At 42.9% G+C, this 9,650-nt stretch carries 11 protein-coding genes; 2 read left to right on the top strand and 9 right to left on the bottom strand.

The annotated features are described in order from the left end of the window. The first annotated feature begins 176 nt into the window (after positions 1-176). Together J502_RS15305 and J502_RS15300 are read left to right on the top strand one after the other, a co-directional pair. A complete protein-coding gene (locus J502_RS15305; protein ID WP_005406366.1) occupies positions 177-965 on the top strand; it encodes a DUF4198 domain-containing protein in 789 nt (262 codons plus the stop codon). Positions 966-1,181: 216 nt separating this feature from the next. Further along, a complete protein-coding gene (locus tag J502_RS15300) occupies positions 1,182-2,102 on the top strand; it encodes a LysR family transcriptional regulator (RefSeq protein ID WP_034670656.1) in 921 nt (306 codons plus the stop codon). Positions 2,103-2,154: 52 nt separating this feature from the next. Here J502_RS15300 and madM read toward each other — a convergent pair whose 3' ends face one another. Genes madM through mdcA form a run of 9 tightly spaced genes read right to left on the bottom strand, consistent with a single transcriptional unit; the run spans position 2,155 to position 9,481 of the window. Continuing rightward, positions 2,155-2,916, bottom strand: a complete 762-nt coding sequence (madM, locus tag J502_RS15295) for a malonate transporter subunit MadM (protein ID WP_005406226.1) — start codon at positions 2,914-2,916, stop codon at positions 2,155-2,157. A 36-nt stretch (positions 2,917-2,952) separates the two neighbouring features. Next, on the bottom strand, positions 2,953-3,354 hold the full coding sequence (madL, locus tag J502_RS15290; protein ID WP_005406475.1) for a malonate transporter subunit MadL: 402 nt from the start codon (positions 3,352-3,354) through the stop codon (positions 2,953-2,955). 54 nt (positions 3,355-3,408) lie between these two features. Then, positions 3,409-4,335: a malonate decarboxylase subunit epsilon gene (gene mdcH, locus J502_RS15285; protein WP_005406269.1), complete on the bottom strand. Its 927-nt coding sequence runs from the start codon at positions 4,333-4,335 to the stop codon at positions 3,409-3,411. A 1-nt stretch (position 4,336) separates the two neighbouring features. Beyond that, positions 4,337-4,951 carry a malonate decarboxylase holo-ACP synthase gene (locus tag J502_RS15280; RefSeq protein ID WP_005406350.1) on the bottom strand — a complete coding sequence of 205 codons (615 nt, stop codon included), beginning with the start codon at positions 4,949-4,951 and terminating at the stop codon, positions 4,337-4,339. Next, complete coding sequence (mdcE, locus tag J502_RS15275; protein WP_005406309.1) at positions 4,948-5,775, bottom strand: biotin-independent malonate decarboxylase subunit gamma; 828 nt, start codon at positions 5,773-5,775, stop codon at positions 4,948-4,950. The genes J502_RS15280 and mdcE overlap by 4 nt, the downstream gene beginning before the upstream one ends. Further along, positions 5,772-6,623, bottom strand: a complete 852-nt coding sequence (locus J502_RS15270) for a biotin-independent malonate decarboxylase subunit beta (RefSeq protein WP_005406319.1) — start codon at positions 6,621-6,623, stop codon at positions 5,772-5,774. The genes mdcE and J502_RS15270 overlap by 4 nt, the downstream gene beginning before the upstream one ends. Then, on the bottom strand, positions 6,613-6,915 hold the full coding sequence (locus J502_RS15265) for a malonate decarboxylase subunit delta (RefSeq protein WP_005019778.1): 303 nt from the start codon (positions 6,913-6,915) through the stop codon (positions 6,613-6,615). The genes J502_RS15270 and J502_RS15265 overlap by 11 nt, the downstream gene beginning before the upstream one ends. A 2-nt stretch (positions 6,916-6,917) precedes the next feature. Beyond that, complete coding sequence (locus J502_RS15260; RefSeq protein WP_034684994.1) at positions 6,918-7,802, bottom strand: triphosphoribosyl-dephospho-CoA synthase; 885 nt, start codon at positions 7,800-7,802, stop codon at positions 6,918-6,920. Next, positions 7,802-9,481, bottom strand: a complete 1,680-nt coding sequence (mdcA, locus tag J502_RS15255; RefSeq protein ID WP_005406486.1) for a malonate decarboxylase subunit alpha — start codon at positions 9,479-9,481, stop codon at positions 7,802-7,804. Before mdcA ends, J502_RS15260 begins: the two co-directional genes overlap by 1 nt. Positions 9,482-9,650: the final 169 nt, after the last annotated feature.

Here is a 9,650-nt window from a genome sequence, read left to right as displayed (position 1 = left end):
TATAGCTAGAATCAAATATATAATTATCTAGATGAAATTTAATAGTGATTCAAAGTTAATAACTTTTATAATCATTTTTAATAGTTCTACCAGCTCACAGGTTAGACAGTATAAATTATGAAATAAGAATCATTTTCATATATACTTTATGCTCAAAAACCCTTGATAAGCTTAAAATGAAAAACTATATTTTTTTAGTCGCCCTGATACCCAGCATTGTATTCGCACATGAACCTTATGTAGCGCCTCTAGCATTTATCACTGAAAATACTCAAATACCTGTTATTTCCGGTTATGCGGAGGTTCCTTTTGCCAGTGAATATGCTTTAAAAGATGTGGTCTTTCATATTACTCAACCAGATCAAAGTCAAACGACGGTTACCCCGAATACTCAATTAAAATCGGCAACTGTTTTTGACTTAGCTTTAAAACTTGACGGAACATACTATATCTCGTCAAAAGTCTCCTATCCGCTGCAATATGCGCTTTATAATAAAGAATGGAAGATTTTTTATGATACAACAGAAGGAAAAGAAAAAAGTATTGCTGAGCGGGACTATGTTATTCCTGGTGATTTCAAGAAAACACCTCAATTAAAAAATGTGACTCGTGAATGGAGTATTGAAACATATCTCTCGAAAAACAAACTGACTGAAGTTAAAGAAAAAATAGATTTTCCCCTCCAAGTCAAGTTTTCCAGTCATCCGAATAATATTAAGGCAGGACATCCTGTAAGCTTAGCAGTTTCAAAAAATAATAAGCTTTTAACTAAAGCAGAAATAGTAATAAAGGAAAAAGGTCAAAGTGAACAAAATACAAAAACTGTTCTGACCGATTTAAAAGGTAGAGCAAATCTGACGTTTCCAGCCGCAGGACAATACCTGCTTGAGATAACAGAAACTCAAAATCCTAAAGCGGAGCCGGTTAACCAGTACTATAAAATTATTTCTTTATCAGTAAACTAATTTGCAAACCCGCTTAAGGCTAAACTGGATCAGTTAAAATTGCCCGGTTTAGCCTTGAATAGATTATTCTTTTATGCGTGTTTATTAATTTTAATTAGATAGTGCATCAGTTTATATATAAATTTTTGAAATGAAGCTTTTATTCAATATCATTTTCCATACAAATCATTATGATAAAAAAGCTGGATGTCTTGAATACTGGAAATAACAGAAGATATGGAAATTGATGAAGAGCTCACTCTAAAAAAAATACAGATATTTCTAATGTTCATGCGCTATGGAAATTTGTCGAAAACTGCAGCAGAAATGCAGATCAGTACGGTTAGCGTACACAAAGCACTGCATTCTCTGGAAAGCGCGCTACGTTGTCCGTTATTTAAAAATGAAGGCCGTAACCTGATTCCCTTAAAAAGCGCTTATGTACTGCAAGAGCATTCACAAAAACTTGTTCAGGATATGATCACCACTGTAAATAAAACCCGTGAAGCCGCAGGGTTTGCAGCCAAAGTCCTGCATTTGGGTTCACTCTATTCACTTACAGTAAATACCATACCAAATGTGATTAGCGGTTTAAAATTACGACGCGGCGAACTTGATATTCAGCTTCTGCTCAGTTCCAATCTGGATCTGGTAAAAAAATTAAAATCTACCGAGCTGGATGCAATTATTGTGGCTCTCAATGACACCACAGATGATCTGGATTTTGAACGGCTACCTATGTTTCAGGACAGTATTTACTTGGCTGTAAATAAAAACTCTTTGCTCGCCGAAGAACATGAAATTGATCTGAGTTTACTTAAAGATGAGACATTCCTGACACTTTCAAAAGGTTTCGCACCCCGCCATGATAGTGATACAGTCTTTGAGAAGGCAGGAATTGACCCAAAAGTTTTTTTACAGGTTAGTGATATTTTTACTTTAATCAGCATGGTGAGTAGTGGTGTTGGTCTTGCACTGCTCCCCGGCCGTATTTCATCTATTTATGAAAGCTCAGTCCGTCTTATTCCTTTACAGGCGAAGTACCAGATTAAGCAGGAAATAGGTCTGGTCTTTCTTAAAAGTAAAGAACGTGATCCGAATCTTTTGGCCTTGATTGCAGAATGCCGGATGTTTGCCCAGCAGTATCTGCTTGAATAATTGAGCAACAGAGTTGATTTCAGCTATTGCTCATTTGAGGGTGTTAACAGTTTTAGCCAAAAAGAGCATTTATTGTCAGGAAAAATACAGAAGGTCCAAGCAGACATCCCAGTCCTGTATAAAAAGTTGCAACCAGCGCACCATAAGGCACCAGACGAACATCTGTTCCAGCAAGGCCTGCTGCAGTACCGCTGGTGGTACCTGCAAGGCCGCCAAAAACCATGGCTGAGCGCGGGCTTTTCAGGTACATAAATTTTGCAAGTAAAGGAGTACCGACCATAAAGAAGACAGATTTGATCAGGCCAATTGCGATAGACAATGCAATAACTTCAGAACTGGCACCAATGGCCGTACCGGTAATCGGGCCTACAATATAAGTCATTGCGCCAGCTCCGATAGTCGTCATTGAAACAGGGTCTTTATATCCCATTACCCAGGCAATCATAGCACCAATTATAAAAGGCACTACACAGCCCAGTAATAGGGCAACAAAACCGATTTTCCCAGCTTTTTTCACTTCTTTTACATCAACTTCAAATGCTGTTGAAGCAATGGCAAGATCCCGAATCATGGCCCCACCCAGCAAGGCAAAACCTGAGAAAACTGCAATATCTGAAATTCCTTTCGTACCCTGCGTATATACACCAGCGAAGTAGGCGACGACCAGCCCTAACGTAATAGCGATAGCCGAGCTCTGCAGCTTACCTTTAGTCAGATATTTTGAAAGCAGATGGGAGACAAACATCATCAGCCCTGTCACTGCAAGCGCAGTGACTAGCGCATTTTTACTTAAAACCGCAATAAGTGCATCCATAATTTTTCCTTTTTAGTCCATTAATTCTGATTATTATTAGGCAGTCTTTTCTTCGGCTTCGATAGACCAGCTATAAGTTTCGTAATCACCACTCATACGGTTTAGGTAACGAATCACAAATACTGTGCCTATTAAGGAAGTCACCGCAACGATGATACCAACTATTCCGCCAGACAATGCAGCAACTACATTCTGACCTGCCGACATTGCGACCACGATAGGAATATACATTCCTGACCAGTACAGCACTCCAAACTGGGTTACTTGAGGCAAATATCCCTTTTTCATCAAGATTTCTTTGGCCAGAATTAACAGGATCATGGAAATAGCAACACCGCCCACATTAGCCTTTACACCCAGCAGCAGGCCTAAAGTATTTCCAAGATAATCACCTAACAGATGGCAGATTGCCAGAATTGCTGTTCCATATATAATCATTTTACATTCCTCTATCCATTGAGTTACATCATTTTGTTTTAGCTAGGTTTTACTTCAGCTTACCTGCTCTTTTTGCATTGCAGTGATCAAACTGTCCAGTTGAGTATTCTGAAAACATAAAACTGAACCCTCTTTAAATATTTTTCGTGCCAAGCCGGTCAGTACAGTGCCGGGTAAAGCTTCAATATGTAATCTGACTCCTCTTTCCCAAGCAGCCTGGACCGTACTCTCCCAGTCAATCATCCGGCTCATATTAAAAGTAAGGTCATCGAGTATCTGGACATCTGTTCGCAGTAAACGTGCAGAGGTACCACTTAAATATTTAATTTTAGGTTGTGCGGAAGCTACTCCTTTTATATCGATATATAGCTGTCTAGCTTGCGGTTCAAGCAATATACAGTGTGAAGGGACACTAACCGCCAGACGTTTTACGATTGCGCCGTCCAGACGTGCAAGGCTGGAAACCTGTTGCATTGCTTCCTCTGAACCTGAAATGACTATCTGATTGCTGGCATTGATATTGGCTATATATATATCTGGAGTTTTTATACGAACCTGTGATATCCATTGTTCCACCCTCATACGATCTGTGCCGATCACTGCTGTCATACCATATCCTTGCGGATAGGCCTGTTGCATTAGCTCGCCTCGTCTGGCCACAAGTTTTAAACCATCTTCGAAACTGATTACACCGGCGACGGTCGCTGCTGCCCATGCTCCAATTGATAAACCGGCCACGTAGTCTGGATAAATATTCTGTTCAGTTAGAAGAGCAGAACTAATTATGCCCGACAGATATAAACATAACTGAACTGCATAATTTGATCTGAGATTTTCAGGTTGATCCAGTAGCAGCACATCCTGTTTTAAAACGTCAGACGCCTGTTCAAGATACTGTTTCACCAGTTTATGGATTGGCAGCTCATGTAACATATTGATTTTTTGGGCGCCCTGTCCTGGATATACCCAGATCGAACTCATATTAAGCTCCTTCCAGTTTCCAAGGATTGAGCACTAAAACAGCCGCATTTTGACGTTTTAGTAAAATACTTCCTGCTGCTTGTGCCCATTCCTTTAATGCGATACCCCCTGAAGGGGTCTGAAGCTGTACATCTATTTTGAGTTTAAGGACATCGAGCTGCTGTAAAATAGTTCGTGCCTGCTCTTTTTCCATTAAGCACTCTGCACGTATTAACAGGTCTATATCACTCTGTTCTGTCACTGTTCTCAGACCGGTTGCCAGTTCAAAGCCTGTACTACCGGTATAACCCCAAGGTAAGCCAATACTTTCCATAACCTGCCCTACCAGTTTCAGGCTTTTCTGGAGATGGGGAAACTCGGCAAGGTCTGTTTTCACCAGCGCCTCAGGCTTGATATGTTGGGTAATCGCCTGAACAGGCATCTCGGTGGCATAGCGTAGGCTACGGCATTTTCCACGAATACCGACTGCAATTACAGCAGGACGGGTAGATGCACGGCGTATCACCACCGGCACTTCCCGTGACAATTCATGTGCTACCCACTCAGGCGCATCTTGCGGTAACATAGCCGGCGTCATTCCCCACAGCAAGTCATGTGGCTGCAGCTGAGTATTCATGACCATTGCTCACGTAATAATTCACGTACCTGTTTAGAGACATTACGATTTTCTGCATTCAAACGGTGTTTAAGGTCAGTCGTGCCCTGTTGCCTAATATTGATAAATGCATGAACCAGAGCCTGCTGGACATTAAACATGTCCTGGCCGGTAGGCTGGTCTGCATCACTGACTTCCAGCATGTCAGACAGTAATCCTAATGTGTTGTAGCTTTCAATGTCATACGCCATTGGTGGAATATTGGCAGCCAGTTGCTCCAGCTCGTCTACTGTACGTAATGTTACACGTGCAGCAGATTCCTTGCCCATGGCATGTACCATCACGCCAGAATCCTTTAATGCTAACATCCGGTTTGCCTGATAGCCATGAGCCAGAAAAGCACCCGACATTGATTTTCCAACCAGTAGGCTGACTACCGGATGTCCGGCCAGACGTGCACGTACATAACTGTCTACTGCACCGGCCAAAGCCTGATGTATCCCCAGCAATTCTTCACGACGCCCATAAGCCTGACTCGGCACATCGACAATACATAAAATTGCACGCTTATCTTTTTTTCCTTCATCGAATTGAATAAGTTGATCTACAGCTTTTGCCAGTGACCATCCTTCAAGGAGTCCTACCTCGCCTTTGCGTGCCCGTGGAAAGTGATTATGAATATCCGGTACAACTGCAAATACCCGCAACATCTGCCCGTCTATTTGTCCATCGGCAACCAGCAGAGAATGAATGCCAGTTTCAATTCTCTGGAAACCTCGGGTTAAAATTTCAAACCAGTGTTTACCCCGAATTGAAAACTTGATGGCGTTTATATCCATATTCATGTCTGTTCTCCCTGATACAACGCTTGCACCTGAACAGGCAATAATTGCTCTGATGTATCTATTTGACTGAGTTTGGGCAGATAAAAAGAATAGTCTGAACTGCGATGCAGTTGAGGTATACCCTGCTGCATATAGTTAATCACCTGTTGTCTCATTTGTTCTCGGTCATCTTGTACATAAGCATGGACTAGGCTGCTGGCAAAACGCTGAGCCCCTCCGGTAATACTCCAGATAAAAGGACGGTCTTTAGCATCATATTCCTGTATACCTGCTTCCTGTTCAATTACCTGTGGTCCGTTTAACCCAAGACGGCCTTCCTGTGTCATGATCAGGTAACTGCATAACCCTGCTGCAATTGACATTCCACCGAAGCAACCCACACTTCCTGCAATAATTCCAATCACAGGCCGGTATTGTCTAAGCTCAACAATTGCTGCCTGAATTTCTGCAATAGCAGCCAGACCCAAGTTAGCCTCCTGCAAACGTACGCCACCAGTTTCTAGCAGTAAAATAGCGGTGGTCGGAATTCCCTGACGGTTATCTTCGATTGCCATTTCAAGTGCGCCAGCAATTTTGGCACCGCCGACTTCCCCAAGACTTCCTCCCTGAAATACACCCTCAATTGAGATGACAACAGTAGGTTGCTGCTGGATCAATCCTTTGATAATTACAACGCCATCATCGGCCTGCGGTACAATATTTTGCTTGGGCAGCCACGGCGACATAATTCGTGCAAATGGATCAAGCAGTTCGCGCCCGCTGTCCGGGTCCAGAAATGACCAAGCACGTTCACGGGCATTTAATTCAATAAAGCTCTGCTGTTCTAGTAGTTTATTTTTATCCGGCATTTTCTATCTCCTCAAAGGCCTGTTCCAGCCTTAAACGGACAACTCCCGGTGTCGCTCCAAAATCGTGGATATCAATATTGACTGCTGGTGGAAGCTGGCTGGTAAATACCCGTTCAAACAGGTTATTCCAACGCTGACTGCTGCCATCTACTGAAGTTGTTACCCTGACTTTAAGCTTTCTTTCTGAACCGGGTTCCATCAGAATTTCCAGATCTCCTGAACCTACACAGCCAACTACAATAGATTTTTGAGGTACTTTTCCCGCATTAAATTCAAAATTTAATATTTCCATACTTAGTCATACTTTAATATTTTATGGTCCATTCTGGTTATGCTATCCAGAAACAGTAAGGCTGCCAGTAAATCTGCTGCTCCCCCGGCCGACGCTCTAATGGCCAGTAAATTATGTTCTAGCTGTTGTAAAGCCTGCTGTCCTTTTAAGGTAGAACTTCCTCCTGAGGCCAGAACATATTTTGCACCGTCCTGCATCTGTTCTAGCCCGGAAAGGCCAGCTCGATAAATGACACAGGTATCTGTAAGCTGTGACATCATGGCAAGCAAGCTATCAAGCCGTGCATGACTTTCACTTATGCTTTTACTACGGCTCAGGCATAATTGCGGCCAACCGTACTGAACTATTACTGGAAAACCTTGCTGGGCCTGCTGTTTGGCACCATTTATGCCATATTGCTGCCGGATTTTCTGGCCATGTGTTAATGCCTGTACTGGAATGAACCGGTCTTCCAAACAGGCAATTTTTCCGGCAAGCCTGCATAAGTCAGGTACCGTTAGCCTTTTCTGCTTTTCAAGAGTAAGCGCTGTAGCAGTGACCATTAATCCAAGTGACCAGATTGCACCACGATGCGTATTAATGCCTTGAGTTACCTGCAGCATTTGCTTCTCACCTTGACGCCCAATATGACCAATTTCTTCTCTTAATGACTGACAGACAGTTCCATATTTTTCTGCGGCCTGAGCCATTGCCTTAAACATGGGAAACAGGCTTTGTGCAGAATGCTCCATTAGCTCAAGGCTAAGGTCATCATGTGCACCACTGCCACGCTGGTCGACCAGTGCCGGCTTAGGAGTCAGATTTACTTCATCTAGTAATGCCTGGACGGCAAATTCAGCCAGCCGCTCGGCCACAGTCAAAGAAGTTCCGGTTAAAACAGCCATCATTACCAGCTCCTGAATTTTGCAGGTGGTTGATATAAGCCATCTGACCAGGACACAAGCTCTGCAATATTTTTGGCAGCCAGTAATTCGCGTGTTGCATCAGTACGGCGTATCCCCAGGTCTTCTGGAAAGACCACCAGACCTTCCTGACGCAGGCGTTCAGTTGTTTTAGGGTTATGATTAAGACCTATATCAGTTACACCTGCAACCGCTGCAATCATCTCTTCTCGTTCTTGCATACTGCGGGCTTTATATAGGTAGGCAATTCCTTCCTCAGTGAGTAAATGGGTTACATCGTCACCATAAATCATGATAGGTGCCAGTGCCATACCAGCTTTTTGAGCTACATTTACTGCATCAAGCGTATTTACAAAAGTCGGTTTTCCACCTTCCTGAAAGGTTTCTACCATCTGTACAACCAGTTTCTTGCCACGAGCGAGATAAGTATCTGTATCAGTTTGTTCTGTGCTCCGCATGTCCAGCCAGGCAGGTGTGGCATGTCTGCGTCCACGAGGGTCATGGCCCATATTGGGTGCTCCACCAAAACCGGCAAGTCGGCCTTTAGTAACCGTGGAAGAGTTCCCGCTTCCATCTACCTGAAGCGTTGCTCCAATAAACAGATCTACTGCGTACTGTCCAGCCAACTGGCACATCATACGGTTAGAACGTAATGAGCCATCTCGACCGGTAAAAAATACATCAGGGCGGGCAGCAATATATTTTTCCATGCCTAGCTCGGTCCCGAAGCAATGCACACTTTCCACCCATCCAGTTTCAATGGCAGGTATTAATGTCGGGTGCGGATTGAGTGTCCAGTTGCGGCAAATCTTGCCTTTTAAACCCAGGGATTCGCCATAAGTAGGTAAAATCAGTTCAATCGCTGCTGTGTTAAAACCGATCCCATGATTTAAAGATTGCACTTGATGACGTTCATAAATACCGCGGATCGCCATCATGGCCATCAATATATGCACAGGCTTGATGTGTTTCGGATCACGTGTAAATAAAGGTTCGATATAAAATGGTTTATCTGCTACCACGACAAAATCTACCCATGAAGCAGGAATATCAACCCGCGGTAAATCTGTAACATCATCAACCAGTTCATTTACCTGGACTATTACAATACCGTCACTAAAAGCAGCAGGTTCTATTAAAGCTGGAGAATCTTCTGTACTTGGGCCGGTATAGATATTGCCCTGCCGGTCTGCCATAAAACCTGCTGAAAGTACAACGTTGGGAATAAGGTCAACCAGTAACCGTGAATAGAGTTCAATATAAGTATGGATGGCTCCAACTTCGAGCAGCCCGTCTTCAATTAATTGACTGATTCTAAGACTTTGTGTTCCTGCAAAAGAAAAGTCCAGCTTGCGGGCAATACCTTTTTCAAACAGATCCAGATGTTCCGGACGCCCAACGCTGGGCATAATCATATGCAGGTCATGCAGAATCTCCGGATTGACTTGTACTAGTGAACGAGATAGAAAATCTGCCTGTTTCTGGTTATTTCCTTCCAGAACTACTTTATCGCCTGGCGTAATCAATATTTCTAATACTTTTATAATATCTTCTGCCGGAATAATGCAGCCATCGGCATATTCTGTAGCCATTTCCAGTTTGAGTTGTTTTGCATGTCGACGTTTTGTCCATATACGTTCTTTATTCTGAACCGAACCTTCCATGAGGCTTTCCTTAATACTTATCTCCTGATCTATAAAACTCTTTTTAGTATGCAGGATCAATCAACCTGAAAGCAGAATTATTAACCTAAAGTTAATGATTCGAAACTGCTTTGGAGTGGTATGTTAAAAAGTCTAGTTAAGAGGAGGTAGTTAAGTACTATTAATAGGT

The organism is Acinetobacter sp. 1294596 (genome assembly GCF_000582925.1).
Taxonomy (GTDB): domain Bacteria; phylum Pseudomonadota; class Gammaproteobacteria; order Pseudomonadales; family Moraxellaceae; genus Acinetobacter; species Acinetobacter radioresistens.
This window is presented reverse-complemented; position numbering and strand designations above follow the sequence as displayed.